At 31.8% G+C, this 17,197-nt stretch carries 18 protein-coding genes; 10 read left to right on the top strand and 8 right to left on the bottom strand.

Annotated elements, in window-relative coordinates; translation table 11 throughout:
* The first annotated feature begins 13 nt into the window (after positions 1-13).
* Together Q1B05_RS12080 and Q1B05_RS12075 are read left to right on the top strand one after the other, a co-directional pair.
* The gene (locus tag Q1B05_RS12080; RefSeq protein ID WP_299781002.1) at positions 14-517 is read left to right on the top strand and encodes a lipocalin family protein; all 504 of its coding nucleotides are present in this window, start codon (positions 14-16) and stop codon (positions 515-517) included.
* 12 nt (positions 518-529) lie between these two features.
* On the top strand, positions 530-1,204 hold the full coding sequence (locus Q1B05_RS12075; RefSeq protein ID WP_299781001.1) for an OmpA family protein: 675 nt from the start codon (positions 530-532) through the stop codon (positions 1,202-1,204).
* Positions 1,205-1,275: 71 nt separating this feature from the next.
* On the opposite strand, the gene Q1B05_RS12070 is transcribed toward Q1B05_RS12075, so the two are convergent.
* From Q1B05_RS12070 to Q1B05_RS12060, 3 genes are all read right to left on the bottom strand, one after another.
* On the bottom strand, positions 1,276-2,517 hold the full coding sequence (locus tag Q1B05_RS12070) for a mechanosensitive ion channel domain-containing protein (RefSeq protein ID WP_299780999.1): 1,242 nt from the start codon (positions 2,515-2,517) through the stop codon (positions 1,276-1,278).
* Positions 2,518-2,808 carry a DUF3817 domain-containing protein gene (locus Q1B05_RS12065; RefSeq protein WP_299780997.1) on the bottom strand — a complete coding sequence of 97 codons (291 nt, stop codon included), beginning with the start codon at positions 2,806-2,808 and terminating at the stop codon, positions 2,518-2,520. It abuts the gene before it with no gap.
* A 146-nt stretch (positions 2,809-2,954) separates the two neighbouring features.
* A complete protein-coding gene (locus Q1B05_RS12060; RefSeq protein WP_299780996.1) occupies positions 2,955-3,788 on the bottom strand; it encodes a flagellar motor protein MotB in 834 nt (277 codons plus the stop codon).
* Positions 3,789-4,092: 304 nt separating this feature from the next.
* On the opposite strand from Q1B05_RS12060, the gene Q1B05_RS12055 reads away from it, so the two are divergent.
* The 8 genes from Q1B05_RS12055 to Q1B05_RS12020 all read left to right on the top strand — a co-directional run bounded on the left by Q1B05_RS12055 (position 4,093) and on the right by Q1B05_RS12020 (position 11,152).
* Positions 4,093-4,809 carry a 3-ketoacyl-ACP reductase gene (locus Q1B05_RS12055; RefSeq protein ID WP_299780994.1) on the top strand — a complete coding sequence of 239 codons (717 nt, stop codon included), beginning with the start codon at positions 4,093-4,095 and terminating at the stop codon, positions 4,807-4,809.
* A 157-nt stretch (positions 4,810-4,966) separates the two neighbouring features.
* The gene (locus tag Q1B05_RS12050; protein ID WP_299780992.1) at positions 4,967-6,514 is read left to right on the top strand and encodes an SDR family oxidoreductase; all 1,548 of its coding nucleotides are present in this window, start codon (positions 4,967-4,969) and stop codon (positions 6,512-6,514) included.
* Between the two features lie 104 nt (positions 6,515-6,618).
* Positions 6,619-6,954 carry a metalloregulator ArsR/SmtB family transcription factor gene (locus Q1B05_RS12045; RefSeq protein ID WP_299780990.1) on the top strand — a complete coding sequence of 112 codons (336 nt, stop codon included), beginning with the start codon at positions 6,619-6,621 and terminating at the stop codon, positions 6,952-6,954.
* A 49-nt stretch (positions 6,955-7,003) separates the two neighbouring features.
* Positions 7,004-7,477: a DUF6428 family protein gene (locus tag Q1B05_RS12040; RefSeq protein WP_299780989.1), complete on the top strand. Its 474-nt coding sequence runs from the start codon at positions 7,004-7,006 to the stop codon at positions 7,475-7,477.
* A 10-nt stretch (positions 7,478-7,487) separates the two neighbouring features.
* Positions 7,488-8,096 carry a protein-tyrosine-phosphatase gene (locus tag Q1B05_RS12035; RefSeq protein WP_299780987.1) on the top strand — a complete coding sequence of 203 codons (609 nt, stop codon included), beginning with the start codon at positions 7,488-7,490 and terminating at the stop codon, positions 8,094-8,096.
* 2 nt (positions 8,097-8,098) lie between these two features.
* Positions 8,099-9,163 carry an ACR3 family arsenite efflux transporter gene (arsB, locus tag Q1B05_RS12030; protein WP_299780985.1) on the top strand — a complete coding sequence of 355 codons (1,065 nt, stop codon included), beginning with the start codon at positions 8,099-8,101 and terminating at the stop codon, positions 9,161-9,163.
* A gap of 58 nt (positions 9,164-9,221) precedes the next feature.
* Positions 9,222-10,109 (top strand): carbon-nitrogen hydrolase, encoded by an 888-nt coding sequence (locus Q1B05_RS12025; RefSeq protein WP_299780983.1) that lies wholly within the window; start codon positions 9,222-9,224, stop codon positions 10,107-10,109.
* Positions 10,110-10,111: 2 nt separating this feature from the next.
* Positions 10,112-11,152: an agmatine/peptidylarginine deiminase gene (locus Q1B05_RS12020; protein ID WP_299780981.1), complete on the top strand. Its 1,041-nt coding sequence runs from the start codon at positions 10,112-10,114 to the stop codon at positions 11,150-11,152.
* An 84-nt stretch (positions 11,153-11,236) separates the two neighbouring features.
* Here Q1B05_RS12020 and nhaA read toward each other — a convergent pair whose 3' ends face one another.
* The 5 genes from nhaA to Q1B05_RS11995 all read right to left on the bottom strand — a co-directional run bounded on the left by nhaA (position 11,237) and on the right by Q1B05_RS11995 (position 17,110).
* A complete protein-coding gene (gene nhaA / locus Q1B05_RS12015) occupies positions 11,237-12,574 on the bottom strand; it encodes a Na+/H+ antiporter NhaA (protein ID WP_299780979.1) in 1,338 nt (445 codons plus the stop codon).
* Between the two features lie 92 nt (positions 12,575-12,666).
* A complete protein-coding gene (locus tag Q1B05_RS12010) occupies positions 12,667-14,346 on the bottom strand; it encodes a SulP family inorganic anion transporter (protein WP_299780977.1) in 1,680 nt (559 codons plus the stop codon).
* A gap of 30 nt (positions 14,347-14,376) precedes the next feature.
* Complete coding sequence (locus tag Q1B05_RS12005) at positions 14,377-14,877, bottom strand: hypothetical protein (protein ID WP_299780975.1); 501 nt, start codon at positions 14,875-14,877, stop codon at positions 14,377-14,379.
* A gap of 156 nt (positions 14,878-15,033) precedes the next feature.
* Complete coding sequence (locus tag Q1B05_RS12000) at positions 15,034-16,422, bottom strand: HAMP domain-containing sensor histidine kinase (protein ID WP_299780973.1); 1,389 nt, start codon at positions 16,420-16,422, stop codon at positions 15,034-15,036.
* Positions 16,412-17,110, bottom strand: a complete 699-nt coding sequence (locus tag Q1B05_RS11995) for a response regulator transcription factor (protein ID WP_299780971.1) — start codon at positions 17,108-17,110, stop codon at positions 16,412-16,414. Before Q1B05_RS11995 ends, Q1B05_RS12000 begins: the two co-directional genes overlap by 11 nt.
* Positions 17,111-17,197 lie beyond the last annotated feature (87 nt).

The following is a 17,197-nucleotide window of genomic DNA, read 5'->3' as shown; positions in this document are numbered from 1 at the left end:
ACAAAATAACCAAATGAAAAAATTAATTTACATGACTTTAGTTATTCTAGCATTTTCTTGCTCAGGATCTAAGTCGACAACAGCGAGTCAACCAAATAAAAAATTATTGAAAGGGACTTGGGAAGTTACCAACATTAAATTTATTGGAGATAAAGGTTTATACAAGGCCTTTTTATTTGATTTAGCAGATTCTTCTTGCTTTAAAGGTGGTGAATGGGTATTTATACCAAATAATGGATCGGGTAAGTTTTCTACAAGTGTAAATAGCTCTGTTTGTGAAGCATATACCCAGGCTATTCATTGGTCATTTTTAGAATCTACAGATGGATATACGCAATTTCAGTTTAAATATATTGGAGACAATATTAAGGCTAAAAATGTAAAATCAGGTTACCGTGCTTCTATTCAAGAAATTAGTGATAACATGATGATTATTAAAGTACCTTCTGAATATCAGGGTAATCCTTTTGATGTAATCATGACGTTTAATAAAACATCAGATAGTATAGAATTATAAAAAACATAACATATGAAAAAATCAACAAGTATATTACTCGCTATTGCATTAGTATTTTCATTATCGTTTGTAAGTTGTGATGCTATTAAAAATGCAAATAACACTCAAAAAGGAGCAGGAGTTGGTGTCGCTGGAGGTGCGTTAATTGGTGGCCTTATCGGAGGAAATATTACTGGAGCACTTATAGGTGCTGCTGTAGGTGGAGCCGCAGGTGGAGTTATTGGTAACAGTATGGATAAGCAAGCAGATAAAATTGAAGAAGCTTTACCAGGAGCAGAAGTAAAGCGTGTAGGTGAAGGTATTCAAGTTGTCTTTGACGAAAGGAGTGGAGTCACTTTTGCAACAAATAAAGCTGATTTAACTACAAAAGCAAAAGAAAATTTAGATGCTATTGCTGATGTGTTTTTAGAATTTCCAGATACAAATTTGTTAGTTGAAGGACATACAGATAGCACTGGTAACGATGCGTATAACATGACATTGTCAGAGAAAAGAGCACAATCCGTTGTAACTTATTTACAAAACAAAGGTGTAGCTGCAAATCGTTTTGAAGTTACAGCTTATGGAGAAACAAGACCTAGATTTGATAATACGACTGAAGATGGACGGTCTAAAAATCGTCGTGTAGAAATAGGAGTATCTGCAAATGAAGATATGATTGAAGATGCTAAAGCGCAAGCAAATTAGTACATTCTTAAAATTTTGATATAAAAAAAGTCGAGCATTAAGCTCGACTTTTTTTATACTATATCTTAAAATTAAGATTCGGGAATATAATTTGATAACTCATAAATTTCTAAATCAAAATATGGAACAGCAGCAATACTATGGTCAAATATATCAGACATAATATATTCGTAGTTTTGCCAACGTTTATCGCTACTAAAGGCATATATTTCTAAAGGAAGCCCCTGTGGAGTGGGTGCAAGTTGTCTAGTCATGATGGTCATGTCTTTATTTATAGCCGAGTGATTTTCAATATAGTTTTGAATATATTTTCTAAATACTCCTAAATTAGTCATGTTTCGACCATTAATTAAAACAGATTTATCTACGTTATTATTAGTATTGTAGGCTGTAATATCTTCTTGTCTTTGTGTTAAATATTCTGAAAGTAATTGAATTTTTTTTAGCTCTTCAATTTTTTCATCTGTTAAATAATGAATACTTTTTGCTTTTATAATAATAGCACGTTTTATTCTTCGTCCGCCAGAATTACTCATACCTCTCCAGTTTTTGAAAGATTCAGAAATTAAAGCATAGGTTGGAATGTTGGTAATAGTCATATCAAAATTCTGTACCTGAAGTGTGTTTAAGTTAATTTCAATAACATCTCCATCGGCACCAAATTTTTCCATGGTAATCCAATCTCCAATTCTAACAGTATCGTTAATGGCTACTTGTATACTGGCAACAAAACCCAGAATGGTGTCTTTAAAGATTAATAAAAATACAGCCGATGCAGCTCCTAAGGTGGTGAAAAAGGTTTTGATTTCAATTCCTGTAAGCATTACAAAAATTAAACCAATACCAATTAACCATAAAAACAGCATAAGTACTTGTATATAACTATCTATGGGTTTATCTCTAAGTCTTGGAAGTGTTTTAAAAAAAGATTCTAAGGTGTTTAGTATGCTTCTAATAATCCAAAGTACCAAAACAACGCAGTATAATTTTAAAAGTAATTCAACAGCACTTTCAAAAGCAGAAAAGTCTGCAAATACAATTGGTATACATTTTAAAGCTATAACTAAAGGAACAACATGAGCAACGTTTCTAGGGACGTTATGGTTAACGAGTAAATCATCAAATTTTGTTTTAGACTTGGCTGCAAAAGTTGAAAAAGCTTGTAATAATATTTTTCTAGCAATAAAATCAGACACAAAAATAACGACTAATAAAATCACTAAAAGGGAGAGCATATTTAGATACTTTGCAGAAGCTTCTGTAAAGTCTAATAGTATAAAGTAGTCGTAAAAATAATGAGTAAAGTTTTTCATTTATAATGCTAATTTAAAGTACTTCTTATCTGCAATAAATGTTCCAAAAGGGACTATAGAAGCAAGTAAAACAAATCCTATTGTTTTTTTATTCCATTTTAATTCTGTACCAACTAATATTGCTAAAACAACGTAAGTAACAAATAATATTCCATGTGGCATACCTAAAAGTTTTACATATTGAGGGTCGTGCAATAAGTATTTAACAGGAACTGCTATACCTAACAAAAGAATATAAGAGATTCCTTCTAAGAAGCCAACAATACGGAGTGTTTTTAATAATGAATTCATAAAAAAATATTTTCGACAAATATACTAAAGCAAAAATAGGTAGTTATATATTTTTAATCAAATCGGGTGTAATAGAAGGTTAGAATTAAAAATAAAAAAGACTGCCCTAGAGCAGTCTTTTTTATATAAAATGTAGGTTTACTTAATTATTCGTTAGAATCCATTAAGGCAAAGAATTTATTAATATTTGGAAGAATAACAATACGTGTTCTTCTATTTTTAGAACGATTTTCTTTAGTATCGTTTTCTGCAATTGGGTGGTAGCTACTACGTCCTGCCGCAATCATTTTTTCAGGAGCAACTGCATAATCATTTTGTAATTTACGAACCACAGAAGTCGCTCTTAAAACACTTAAATCCCAGTTGTCTTTAATGGCACCTGTGTTAATACTTCTTGCATCTGTATGACCTTCAACCATAACTTCAATACTTGGTTCAGAATTAATAACATCTGCTAATTTTTGTAAAATATCATTTGCTTTGTTACTTACTTTATAACTAGCTGTGTTGAAAAGCATTTTGTCTGAAATTGAAATCATAACAACAGTTTCGTTAATATCTATAGCAATATCGTCATCTTCGTTAAAAGTGCTTGTGTCTAAAGATTTTTGTAAGTTGTAAGATACTGCAAGATTCATAGAATCTTTAAGTGTTTTTGCTTCACTTAATTTAGCAGGATCTACATGCTCTAATGTAGACAACATTTTCTTTTTAGTATCGTTAGAAATCACAGCAACATCTCCAACAGCAACTAATTTTGCATCATTTTCTTCTGTTAATGAGCTTATTTTTGAATTGTAAGTGTCTACTCGCGATTGAATTTCACTGAACTTAGCTTCTAACTCTTCTTTTTCTACTGTAGTTTTTGTTAATTCACTTTTAATTTCACCATTTTCTTGTTCTAATGCAACATATTTTTTCTTAGAAACACAAGAGGCCATTAAACATAAAGCGAATACTCCGATTGAAATTCTTTTCATAATTGTTTATTTTGATTTATTATATCTACGCTAAAAATAGGCTTATAGTTCATATTAAAAATCACTTTTTTAACATTTAAAGTCTAAATATTTGATTTCTTGTAGGATAAGACTTAAAAAAAAATGATTATTTATACAAAACACCGTATTATTTAATTAGCATATTCAAAACTATAAAAGATCTGGAGGCTTTTTGGCTGTATTCACTATAGTTTTTAACGCAAACACAACGTTAAATACTTTTTAAAAAGTGATTTTATGTTTATTTTTGACTTAAATAATAATAAGAATTTAAAATACATATATGGAATCATTAAAAGGACAACATGCGTTAATTACAGGGGCTGGCAAAGGTCTTGGTAAGGCTATGGCTTTAGCGTTAGCAGCAGAAGGTGTAAACATTGCCTTATTAGCACGTACAGCAAAAGGTATTGAAGCGGTTGCTGAAGACGTAAGAAAATTTGGGGTTGAAGCGATAACAGTTACCGCAGATGTGTCTTCTATAGATGAAGTTAACGCAGCAGCAAAAACTATTTTTGGTCAATTTGAAAAAATCGATATTTTAATTAATAACGCTGGTATCGCTAAATTTGGTTCGTTCATGGAATTAGAAGCAGATGAATGGGAACAAATTATTAAGGTAAACGTTATGGGTATGTATTACGTAACTAGAGCATTTTTACCACAAATGATTGATAATAAATTTGGAGACATTATTAATGTATCATCTACAGCTGGTTTAAATGGTAATGCCATGACAAGTGCTTACAGTACATCTAAATTTGCAGTATTAGGACTCTCAGAATCTTTAATGAAAGAGGTTAGAAAACACAATATTCGTGTTACAGCAATTACTCCAAGTACAATTGCAACAGATATGGCAGTCGATTTAAAATTAACAGATGGGAATCCAGAACGCGTTATGCAAGCAGAAGATTTTGCAGAATTAGTTGTCTCTCAACTTAAATTAAACAGACGTGTATTTATTAAAGAATCTAGTATTTGGTCTACAAATCCATAAGATTTCTTAAAAACACATTTCATTATTAAAAATAAATAGGGAAGAGCACAGTTGTATTAACTGTGCTTTTTTATGTTAATAAAGTAGATTTAGTACCTCTTAAATTCAGTATTCAACTAAAATTAAAACTATATTTGCGCGCTCAAAGTGTAATACCATGAACGAAAATACCGAAGATAAATACACAGATTTAAATCAAGACCAACTTGATGTATGTATTGCTATGTTGGAAAAATTAGTAGACAATACCAATCAATTGTTCGAACTTCCTGAAGAAAAACGTATTGCTTTAATGAAAGCGGCCGGACAAATTACACGTCCGAATAGAGACGAATTTCAAAAAAGGCGTAAGGATGCAAAAAAAGCAGCCAAGCGTAAAATGATTGAGCGCGATAAACATGCACGAAAAGAAACAGGAATACGTTCTGCACGTGAAAACCCTGTTTTTGTGGCCCCTAAATTAATAGACCTTACTAAAAAAGAGGATACAGATTTAGAACTTGAATCGCCAAGAAACTGTTATGTCTGTAAAAAAGTATATACAAAACTGCATCACTTTTACGACACTATGTGTACGGAATGTGGTGATTTTAATTATGCCAAGCGTTTTCAAACCGCAGATTTAAAAAATCAAGTGGCAGTGGTTACTGGGTCTCGTTTAAAAATCGGATATCATATTACATTAATGTTATTGCGAGCAGGAGCAACCGTTGTGGCAACAACACGTTTTCCTGCAGATTCAGCATTACGCTTTTCTAAAGAAAGCGATTTTACAGAATGGGGACACAGACTGCATGTACATGGTTTAGATTTAAGACACATACCAAGTGTCGAGATTTTTTGTAATTATATTGAACAGAAATATGATAGATTAGACATTCTAATTAATAATGCAGCGCAAACCGTAAGGCGTCCTGCAGGTTTTTATAAGCACTTAATGGCGGCTGAGGAATTGCCAGTAGACCAATTGCCAAAATTTGCTCAAAGTGTATTAAAGGATCATTTAGATTGTATTACAGAATTGAAATCGTTAACACAAACGGCTTCAGATAATAAAAATATGCCTGTCACTTGGCACGGTCCAGAACCGGGGATTGGATTAAGAGCTTCTGCTAAATTATCTCAGATTCCTTATAGTTTCGATAATTCATTACAAGCTAGTGAAGTATTTCCGGAAGGGGAATTAGATGTAGATTTACAACAAGTAGATTTACGTAAAACTAACAGTTGGCGATTAAAATTGGGTGAGATTGAAACTACAGAAATGGTAGAAGTGCAGTTGGTAAATGCCGTTGCTCCTTTTGTGTTATGTAACCGTTTGTCTCCAATTATGCAGAAAGAAAATACTGGTCAGAAACATATTATAAATGTTTCGGCTATGGAGGGTAAATTTCATCGTTTTCATAAAGAAGATCGTCATCCGCATACCAATATGGCAAAAGCGGCTTTAAATATGATGACGCATACAGCTGCAGCAACTTTAGCCAAAGATGGTATTTTTATGAATGCAGTAGACACAGGTTGGGTTACAGATGAAGACCCTGCAGAGTTATCTAAACGTAAAGTTGAAGAACACGATTTTCAGCCGCCTTTAGATATTGTAGATGGAGCTGCTCGTGTTATGGATCCTTTAATAGATGGTATAAATACAGGTAAACACTGGTGTGGTAAGTTTTTAAAAGATTATATGCCTATCGATTGGTAGCCGTAAATTATAAAATTCTAATATTAAAAGATAGTTAAATAGCTATCTTTTTTTTGTACAATATATATTTAATCGTAATATTGCAATGAACAAATAATTAGAGTATGGGAATTACTAAATCAGAAATATTTTCAGATAAACAAAACGAGATGGCTAAGATTGCAAAAGTTTTAGGGCATCCAGCTAGAATAAGTATTTTAGAATATTTAATAAAGTCTAATACTTGTATTTGTGGTGATTTAGTTGATGAGATAGGATTAGCCCAACCTACAATCTCTCAGCATTTAAAAGAATTAAAAAATGCAGGTTTTATTAAAGGTACTATAGAAGGTACAAGTGTATGCTATTGTATAGATATAGAAAAATGGAAATCTATTCAATCTATGTTTAATTTGTTTTTCGACCAGGGTTTACCTTGTACAAATTCAGATTGTTGTTAAAAAAAATTATAATCATTCATCGTAATATTACTATTAATATATTTTAATTATGACCTTATTAGAAATTAAAAGTCATTTAGGGAAACTAAATCAAATCGCATTTCAATTACCAAACGGTGGTTTAGTGCCAAGCCATTTTCATGTCACAGAGGTTGGTAAAGTAGATAAAAAATTTATTGACTGTGGCGGAACGGTTAGAGAAGAATCTGTAGCAAATTTTCAATTATGGGAAGCTAATGATTATGATCACCGTTTGCATCCAGAAAAATTAATATCGATTATAGAATTGTCTGAACGTGTTTTAGGTTTAGATAATAATTTAGAAATAGAAGTTGAATATCAAGGCGAAACCATTCAGAAATATAACCTAGATATTATTGATGGTACATTTCAATTAATATCAAAATTCACAGATTGTTTAGCCAAAGATAATTGTGGAATTCCTCAAGAAAAACCAAAACAAAACTTAAAAGAACTCACTACACCTGTTAATACATGTACTCCAGGTTCTGGATGTTGCTAAATTATAAATTATGAACGCAAAAATTTCTAACCACATTCAAAGCTTCGATTTTTTACAAATAAGCGAAGCGCGTAAGGAAACCTTACAACCATTAATAGATTTTATTCAAGAGAAGTATACAATACAATCTGAAATTAGATTAAATTTTATTTGTACGCATAACTCTAGACGTAGTCATTTATCTCAAATTTGGTCGCAAGTAGCAGCACATCATTTTAATATAAAACAGGTGTATTGTTATTCTGGCGGAACAGAAGCCACAGCTATGTTTCCTATGGTTGCAGAAACCTTAGTGCATAATGGGTTCGATATTCAGAAATTATCTAAAGAAAATAATCCTGTATATGCTGTTAAGTTTGATGGTAATCAGGCACCTATTATCGGGTTTTCTAAGCGTTTTGATGATGCATTTAATCCGGAATCTGAATTTGCAGCAATCATGACATGTTCTCAAGCAGATCAAGGTTGTCCGTTTATTGCAGGAGCAGAAAAACGTATTCCAATTACGTTTGACGATCCAAAAGCATTCGATAATACACCACAACAAGCAGAAAAATACAACGAAAGAAGTTTACAAATTGCACAAGAAATGTTTTATGTGTTTTCTAAAATAGATTAGTTATGAGCGCTATGAAAAAATTAAGTGTATTAGATAATTATTTGACATTGTGGATTTTCCTTGCCATGTTAATAGGAGTAGGTTTAGGGAACTTCTTTCCACAAATCCCAAATGTTATAAATTCGTATAGTCAAGGAACTACAAATATTCCAATCGCTATCGGGTTAATTTTAATGATGTATCCGCCTTTAGCCAAGGTTAATTATGCGTTATTACCAAAAGTGTTTAAAGATGTAAAAGTATTATCTATTTCTTTAGTTTTAAACTGGATTGTTGGTCCGTTTTTAATGTTTTTTTTAGCCATTACATTTTTAAGAGATTATCCAGAATATATGGTTGGACTTATATTAATAGGGTTGGCTAGATGTATTGCTATGGTTTTAGTTTGGAACGATTTAGCCGAAGGAAGTAGTGAGTATGGTGCAGGTTTAGTGGCTTTAAATAGCATTTTTCAAGTGTTTGGATATAGTTTTTATGCTTGGATTTTTATAACAGTATTGCCACCGTTTTTTGGTTTCGAAGGCGCGATAGTCGATATATCTATTGCGACCATAGCAGAAAGTGTTGCTATTTATTTAGGGATTCCTTTTGTATTAGGATTTTTAAGCCGTTTTATTTTAGTGAAAGCAAAAGGAGAAACGTGGTATAATACTAAGTTTATTCCAGCCATTTCTCCGCTTACATTAGTGGCATTATTATTCACTATTGTGGTGATGTTTTCATTAAAAGGAGAACTTATTGTTGAAATTCCTATGGACGTTGTAACTATTGCAGTGCCTTTATTAATCTATTTTGCACTCATGTTTATTATCGGATTTTTTGTAAGTAAAGCAGCTGGAGCGACTTACGATAAAACAGCAGCCATAGCATTTACCGCAGCTGGGAATAATTTTGAATTAGCCATAGCCGTTGCGATTGCGGTATTCGGTTTAAATTCTGGTCAGGCGTTTACAGGTGTTATCGGGCCTCTGGTAGAAGTACCTGCTTTAATTTTATTGGTTAGAGTCTCTTTTTGGTTCAAAAAGAAATATTTCAGCACAGCAAATAAAGTTAATTTAAAGTCATAATATTTTTTTAATTTCACTTTTATAAAAAGGTTACATTTATCCCATAATTATAAGAGTTATGTCATTAAGAAAATATAAAATAGCCGTCGTTCAGTTAAACTTGAACGACGTTGCTGAAAACAACTTAAAGAAGTGTTTAAGTTGGGTAAGAGATGCTGCCAATCAAGGTGCCGAAGTTATTCTTTTACCAGAACTATATAGTAGTCATTATTTTTGCCAAAGTGAAGATGTCGATAATTTCGCTTTAGCAGAACCTTTATACAGTACATCGTTTATAGCGTTTAGTGAGTTAGCAAAGGAATTAGGAGTTGTAATTATAGTACCATTTTTCGAGAAACGTATGGCAGGTATTTATCATAATAGTGCCTATATAATCGATACTGATGGAACAGAAGCAGGTTTGTATAGAAAAATGCATATTCCAGACGATCCTCATTTTTACGAAAAATTCTATTTTACTCCTGGAGATTTAGGATTTCAAGCCATTCAAACCAAAAAAGGAAAGGTAGGTACTTTAATTTGTTGGGATCAATGGTATCCTGAAGCAGCGCGTCTTACAGCTTTAAAAGGCGCCGAAGTTTTGTTTTACCCAACAGCCATTGGTTGGCATCCTCAAGAGCAGGAAAAATATGGAGAAAATCAACATGGAGCTTGGATGAATGTTATGAAAGGTCATGCCGTTGCTAATGGTGTGTTTGTTGCTGCAGCAAACCGTATAGGATTAGAACAATATTTGCCAAATACAGACGGGATTCAGTTTTGGGGATCATCTTTTATTGCAGGACCTCAAGGTGAAATTTTAGCACAAGCTTCTCATGATAAAGAAGAAATTTTAATTGCTGAAGTTGATTTAGATTTACAGGAAAATGTGCGTCAAAATTGGCCATTTTTTAGAGATCGCCGTATTGATGCTTTTGGAGATATTACTAAACGTGCGATAGATTAATTATGGCATCTTTAGGATATAGAATTCCAGCAGAATGGGAAGACCAAGAAGGGGTGTTATTATGTTTTCCGTATAATGGAAAGGACTGGCCAGGAAAATTTCAAGCCATACAATGGGCGTTTGTCGAGTTTATAAAAAAGATAGCTCAAGTAGAAAAGGTGTTCTTAGTTGTTAAGACTGAAGCTCAAAAAATTAGTGTTAATGAAAAACTTGAGTTAGCCCATGTTAATCTAAATCATATCAATTATATACTTCATAGAACAAATAGAAGTTGGATGCGTGATTCTGGACCAATTATTGTTAAAAATAAAGGTAAGCGGGTTGCCTTAAATTTTAACTTTAATGGTTGGGCTAAATATGCGAATTATAAGTTAGATCGTGGTGTGCCTAAGATTGTTTCAGAAACAATTAAAGCAGATTTAATGCAAGTAATGCATAATGGGAAACCCGTTGTTTTAGAAGGTGGCGCTATAGATACAAATGGAAAGGGAACGTTGTTAACTTCTGAAGAATGTTTATTGCATCCCACAACTCAGGTTCGAAATGAAAATTTCACGAAAGCTGATTATGAGGCTGTATTTAAAGAATACTTAGGAGTTACTAATGTGATCTGGTTAGGAGATGGTATTGTAGGCGATGATACACATGGGCATATTGATGATTTATGTCGTTTTGTGAATGAAGATACAATAATCACTGTTTTAGAAGATAATCCTGAAGATAGTAATTATAAGGCTTTACAAGATAATTTAAAACGTTTACAGGAATCTAAGTTAGAAACAGGTAAGTCGCCAAAAATAGTGACGTTGCCTATGCCTAAACCCTTATTTTTTGATGGACTTCAAATACCGGCAAGTTATGCTAACTTTTTAATTTTAAACAAAACCGTATTAGTACCAACTTTTAATGATAGTAACGATTATGTTGCTTTAAATGTTATAGCTGACTGTTTTCCTAACAGAGAAGTGATTGGCATGAGTGCTATTGATCTTATTTGGGGATTTGGTACTTTGCATTGTCTTAGTCAGCAAATACCGTCTTAAATCTATTAAAATGAGTTTTCATAAAAAAAGCGACCTAATTAAATTAGGTCGCTTTTTTTATGAATGTATGAATATGCAAATCGTTTAATGTGCATCTTCAACTTGTTCGGCATCTTCAGCAGAAGGTTTCATGGATTTTAATATAAAATAACCAACTAGACCTGCTATTGTCGATCCTATAAAAATACCAACTTTAGCAGCATCTTGGTACATCAAACTATTCTTAAATGCTAAGTTAGATACAAAGATGGACATTGTAAATCCGACACCGGCTAAAAATCCAATACCTAATATGTGCTTAAATTTAGCGCTAGAAGGGAAGGCTGCTATTCCTAATTTAACAGCTAAATAAGAAAATGATACCACACCAATACATTTACCGAAAATTAAAGCTACAGCAATATGTGAAGATAAAGCAAAATCTAAATGTGCTACATCATTAAATACAATACCTGCGTTTGATAGAGCAAAAACGGGCATAATAAAATAAGCAACCCAACCATGGAACTTATGTTCTAAATGTTGTAATGGAGACTGTACGCGTCCAGATAAAGATTGAATGCTTCCAATTAAGTTAATTTCTTCATGCGAAAGTATTGGGCTATTACTCTTAGGTCTGTTAATTAGAGATGTTGCAATAGATTCTATTTTAGACATGCTAAAGTTCATTTCTGATTTTTGTTTAATAGGCACTGTTAATGCTATTAAAATACCTGCAATTGTTGGGTGTATTCCAGATGTTAAAAATAAGAACCAAATTGCAATTCCTAATGCTAAATAAACATACTTGTAATAATAACCTTTCCAACCTAGATATGCTAAAATCGCTAGAGGGATTAAAGAATAAAGAATAGCATTCCAATCAATATTACTGCTATAAAATAATGCAATAGCTAATACAGCAACTAAATCGTCTACAATTGCAAATGCAGTTAAGAATATTTTTAAGGCAATTGGCACACGCTTTCCTAGTAATTGAAGTATCGCTAAAGAGAATGCAATATCTGTAGCCATTGGTATTCCCCAGCCTGCATGAGTCTCAGGATTAGCATTTAATGCTAAGAAAATTCCGATAGGTACAAAAACACCTCCTAAAGCTGCAAAAATAGGAAGTGAGGCTTTTTTTAAACTATTTAACTCTCCTAATAAGATTTCTCGTTTTATTTCTAAACCTATTACAAAAAAGAAAATTACCATTAAACCATCGTTTACCCAATGCAAAAGGTGATGAGATAAGTGGAAATCACCAAAACTGAAACCAATTTCATAATGCCAGAGTGCAGCATAAGAATTTGATAACGGTGAGTTGGCCCATATAAGAGCTATAACTGCAGCCGAAAAAAGAAGTATTCCTCCAAAGCTTTCAACTTGGACGAATTTTGCAATTGGTTTGACTAATAAATGATTTAACTTTTGTCTCATAGGTTCTTATTGAAATATGTATAAATAAAAAAAGTCTACAGCTATCAAAAACTTGATGGCTATAGACTTTTATATTACGTGTTTTTAAAACATTATCCTGCTTTTGTCAACTCCTTAACTTTTAAAATATTTGAAGGAATTTTAAACCCTTCTTCAATTTCATGTAAAGCTACTTTATCATCATTATCTGACAAAATTGTAGTGACATGGTTAGTGGAATTTTCTATTTTATATTCTTTTCGAAATCCTATCAAATATACATTAATATTTTTATCCTTACAACCAAAATTCACAAAGTCTTTTATCAGTTGTAGCACGTCGTGATCTATATATACTGTGTTTGAGGCATCTACAACGATGCGGCTATTGCTAGGTAAGTGTGCAAACGTTTGCTTAATTGCGGCTTTATTTAAGAAAGAGACCTCTTGAGCAAGCTCCATTTGTATGGTTTTTCCTTCAGTATGATTTTCTCTTTTAAAGAAATAAGCTAGTTTTAAATTTCCTCTTAAAATAAAGAAAATACTAACTGCCATACCAATTCCTACACCTTTTAATAAGTCTGTAGATACAACTGCAATTACCGTTACAACGAAAGGAATAAATTGGAATTTTTTACTGTTATTCCACATGTGGATAAATACTTTAGGACTTGCTAATTTAAATCCTACAGCAATAAGCACAGCGGCTAAAGATGCTAATGGAATTTTGTTTAAAACAGTTGGAATTGCTACAACGGCTAAAAGTAAAAATACACCGTGAGAAATTGCAGATAGTTTAGTGCGACCACCAGAGTTTACATTGGCAGAAGATCTTACAATTACAGATGTCATTGGTAAACCTCCAATCATACTACTAATAATATTACCAATACCTTGAGCTTTTAATTCTGTATTAGTATTAGAGTATCGTTTTAAAGGATCTAATTTATCCGAAGCTTCAATACATAATAATGTTTCAATACTTGCTACCGCGGCAATAGTTAACGCAACAATCCACACATCTATATTTCCAATTTGAGAAAAATCAGGAAGACTAAACTGAGATTTAAAAGCATCGAAAGATTCAGGAACAGGCAAGCTTACTAAATGCGCAGGTGTAATCGCTAAAGGAGACCCTGTAGCAATAAATGCTTCATTTATAGCAACACCAGCAATTACAGCAACTAAAGAGCTTGGTATAGATTTTATTTTTTTTAATGCAGGAACTTTATTAAAGGCTACAATAATACCTAAAGACACTAAAACAACAATTATGGCCCCTAAATGCATGTAATTAATACTATCTATTAATGTTGAAAACATGTCGTGTTTCCCTTCTTTGTTAATGTGAAAGTAATCCCCTTCGTTAATAGCATCAAATCCAACAGCATGAGGCAATTGTGTTAAGATAATTATAATACCAATGGCAGCTAGCATTCCTTCAATAACATTAGAAGGTAAATAATTAGAGATAATACCTGCTTTTAAGAACCCTAAAATTAATTGGATAATACCTGCAATTAAACCGGCTAATAAAAAGGCTTCCCAAGATCCTAGAGTAGCAATTGCTGTTAAAACAATAGCAGTTAATCCTGCAGCAGGTCCAGAGACACTTAAATTCGATCCGCTAAAGATTCCGACTACAATACCTCCAATAATACCAGAAATAATACCAGCGAATAGAGGAGCGCCACTAGCAAGAGCGATTCCTAAACACAAAGGTAGAGCGACTAAAAAGACCACTAAACCGGCCTTTAAATCGGATTTTAAATATTTAGTACTTAAATTTTTCATATGCTATTTCTTCTTTTTGATTATTAATTTTTAATTTATGATTATTAATTTTTTTAAACTGAATTGATTTTTTAAACTGAAAAGTTTAGATCGTTTTGGTGGAGAGTTTTCATCACTTTCATAATCTACACTTGATACATTTGGAGAAAATGAATGAATTAAGTCGCAGATATCGAAACATTTATTATTAGGAAACTGTATTAATTTATTTTTCGGAATTATAGCGTCTTCAATATTATTCGATTCTAAAAAAGCTTTAAATGCTTCATTGGTTTTTCCTGTATATAAATCGATGTTGACGTTAGAAATTTTACTTCCATGTTCTAATTTTATATCTGATAATAGTTTATAAAATTTTTTATCTGCTATGATTGAAACTAATTTAGATTTTGTACTCCAATTAAGGATAGACGTTTGGTATCCAGTTGCTAGAACAATTTGAATAGATTCTTCAGGAAAATGTAATACAGCATTTTTAATGAGCTGTAATGATTTCTCGCTAAAATCAGTTGGAATAAGGATTGTTTTCATGTATTCTAAATTTCTGAAAACAAACATACCACCACAGTATTAGAGCAGTATAAGAAAGAGATTAGAATGAGATTAGAATTTTAATAGAATGTATTTTATTGAAAACAAGTGTTTTAAGTGGGGTTTTTTTGAAAAGGTTTAAATTGGGGTGTTTTGTTATCTTGAAATAGAAAAATTTTGATGCTTATTAGGAAAAATTAAAGTTACAATAGTTCCTACTTTATGTTCAGAAAACACCTCTATGGTACCACTATGTAGTTTCATTATTTTATAGGTTAGTGGTAAGCCAAATCCGTAACCTTTTACGTTTCTAACATTCGCTGCACGATAAAATGGTTGATAAATATTTTTAATTTCATCTGTAGGAATACCAACACCTTGGTCTGTAACCACTATTTTTATAGCTGATGTATTGGTAACAATTTTTACAATAACTTTTTTGTTGTCTGAAAATTTAGAAGCATTATCTAGCACGTTATTCAAGGCTATATTTATTAATCCATAATTACCTTCAATAACCAATAAGTCTGGATTTTCAGGGAAATCATTAAAATCGATTTCAATATTATTGTCCGGATTTATTAAATCTATATTTCCTTTAACTTCTAGTATTAATTCATCTAAACGAATAGGAGTAATGAGTAATCCTTTTTCATCGTTCTCTGTCTGTGCAAATTTTAGAAGACTATTAATTAATGCATCTAACCGTAAAGCTTCTGTTTCTACGCCTTCTAAGACTTTAGTATATTCTTGTGGAGATCGTTCTTTTAATAGTGCGATTTCTGTCTGTCCTAAAATGGCTGTTAACGGGTTTTTTAATTCGTGAGAGGCATTGTTTATAAAATTACTTTGTATATCGAAAGATGTTTCTAAACGGTCTAGCATGCCATTAAATGTACTTGCTAATTGGCTAAGCTCGTCTTTGTTTTGTGTGGTTTGTAAGCGTTCGTGTAGGTTGGTAACTCGAATATTATTTACTTTTTCAATAATTTTAGTAAGCGGATCTAAAGCACGTTTGGCAAAAAATCGGCCTAGAAGAAGCAATACAATTATATTAAGTAGAAATAAAAAGATTAAGAGTGTTCTTAAGTTAGACAACTCGTTTATGCCGTCGTCGTCGTTGGCTGTTAAAATAATTAAGTAGTTAGAATTCTGATCTTTGTATTTGAGCCCAGAAAAAAACGATTTTCCAGCTTTTGCTTCAGCATAACTTTTATTAATTAAATCTGAATAAAATTTTTGAGGAATATTTATTTGTGTTTTTAAACGGATGTCTTTTAAAGGGGTGCTAATATTGAAAATAAATTCCTTTTCGTCAGGCAGTATTTGTAAATGCTTTCGTCTTAGTTCTTCATAAATTTCAACACTTAAAGCATCTTTTTCAAAATTAGACTGCTCTGCGATTAAGGTTCGTTTTTTTAATTTTTCAAAAAACTCATCAGTCCTATACTCTACAGCAAAAAAGTAAATGATAGAAAAAATAACCAATTGCATACTTGCAACTAGTATTACGAAAATAAAGGTGATTTTATTTTTAATTTTCATGAGTAGAATCTTTCAAAATATACCCCATTCCCACAATGGTTTGAATTAATTTAGGTGTAAATTTTTTATCAATTTTATTTCGTAAATAATTAACATATACATCTACAACATTAGTGCCCATGTTAAAATTAATATCCCAAACATGTTCTAAAATATCGATGCGAGATAAGACTTTGTTTTTATTTTTCAAAAAGTATTCTAATAATCGGAATTCCGTGGATGTTAACTTAATTTCGATACCATTACGTTTCACGATTTTGGTATCGTTATTTAGCTCTAAATTGGCTATTTTAAGTAAGTTTGTATTGGGGGTATCCATGTTTTTACGGCGTGCAACAGCTCGAATTCTTGCTAAAAGTTCTTTAAATTTAAAAGGTTTTGTTAAATAATCGTCTGCACCAGTATCTAGACCTTTTACAATATTGTCTGTACTTCCTAAAGCAGATAAAAATATAATTGGAGTAGCGGTATAGCCTAAACTTTTTATTTTAGCAGCAATCTCGAAACCATTCATTCCAGGTAAAATAACATCTAGCAAAACGAGATCAATATCTTCTTGTAATATAAGTTCTATACATGTTTCGCTATCGTAAGCTATAAAAGCATTATAGCCCGCTTCTTCTAGTCCTTTTTTTACAAAAGTAGCAACATTGTATTCGTCCTCAACAATAAGTATATTTTGTATCATGTATTAAAAATTCTGCTTGAATTGCAAGTTATATTAAAAAATGTTTAAAATAAATTAGATTCAATATTCTGCTATTTATTTTTTTAA

Origin of the sequence: uncultured Formosa sp., assembly GCF_947500765.1 — a bacterium.
Classification (GTDB): Bacteria; Bacteroidota; Bacteroidia; order Flavobacteriales; family Flavobacteriaceae; genus Formosa.
This window is presented reverse-complemented; position numbering and strand designations above follow the sequence as displayed.

Coding starts and splice junctions, on each gene's coding strand:
- Q1B05_RS12080 (WP_299781002.1), top strand. CDS start 14: ATGAAAAAATTAATTTACATGACTTTAGTTATTCTAGCATTTTCTTGC.
- Q1B05_RS12075 (WP_299781001.1), top strand. CDS start 530: ATGAAAAAATCAACAAGTATATTACTCGCTATTGCATTAGTATTTTCA.
- Q1B05_RS12070 (WP_299780999.1), bottom strand. CDS start 2,517: ATGAAAAACTTTACTCATTATTTTTACGACTACTTTATACTATTAGAC.
- Q1B05_RS12065 (WP_299780997.1), bottom strand. CDS start 2,808: ATGAATTCATTATTAAAAACACTCCGTATTGTTGGCTTCTTAGAAGGA.
- Q1B05_RS12060 (WP_299780996.1), bottom strand. CDS start 3,788: ATGAAAAGAATTTCAATCGGAGTATTCGCTTTATGTTTAATGGCCTCT.
- Q1B05_RS12055 (WP_299780994.1), top strand. CDS start 4,093: ATGGAATCATTAAAAGGACAACATGCGTTAATTACAGGGGCTGGCAAA.
- Q1B05_RS12050 (WP_299780992.1), top strand. CDS start 4,967: ATGAACGAAAATACCGAAGATAAATACACAGATTTAAATCAAGACCAA.
- Q1B05_RS12045 (WP_299780990.1), top strand. CDS start 6,619: ATGGGAATTACTAAATCAGAAATATTTTCAGATAAACAAAACGAGATG.
- Q1B05_RS12040 (WP_299780989.1), top strand. CDS start 7,004: ATGACCTTATTAGAAATTAAAAGTCATTTAGGGAAACTAAATCAAATC.
- Q1B05_RS12035 (WP_299780987.1), top strand. CDS start 7,488: ATGAACGCAAAAATTTCTAACCACATTCAAAGCTTCGATTTTTTACAA.
- arsB (WP_299780985.1), top strand. CDS start 8,099: ATGAGCGCTATGAAAAAATTAAGTGTATTAGATAATTATTTGACATTG.
- Q1B05_RS12025 (WP_299780983.1), top strand. CDS start 9,222: ATGTCATTAAGAAAATATAAAATAGCCGTCGTTCAGTTAAACTTGAAC.
- Q1B05_RS12020 (WP_299780981.1), top strand. CDS start 10,112: ATGGCATCTTTAGGATATAGAATTCCAGCAGAATGGGAAGACCAAGAA.
- nhaA (WP_299780979.1), bottom strand. CDS start 12,574: ATGAGACAAAAGTTAAATCATTTATTAGTCAAACCAATTGCAAAATTC.
- Q1B05_RS12010 (WP_299780977.1), bottom strand. CDS start 14,346: ATGAAAAATTTAAGTACTAAATATTTAAAATCCGATTTAAAGGCCGGT.
- Q1B05_RS12005 (WP_299780975.1), bottom strand. CDS start 14,877: ATGAAAACAATCCTTATTCCAACTGATTTTAGCGAGAAATCATTACAG.
- Q1B05_RS12000 (WP_299780973.1), bottom strand. CDS start 16,422: ATGAAAATTAAAAATAAAATCACCTTTATTTTCGTAATACTAGTTGCA.
- Q1B05_RS11995 (WP_299780971.1), bottom strand. CDS start 17,110: ATGATACAAAATATACTTATTGTTGAGGACGAATACAATGTTGCTACT.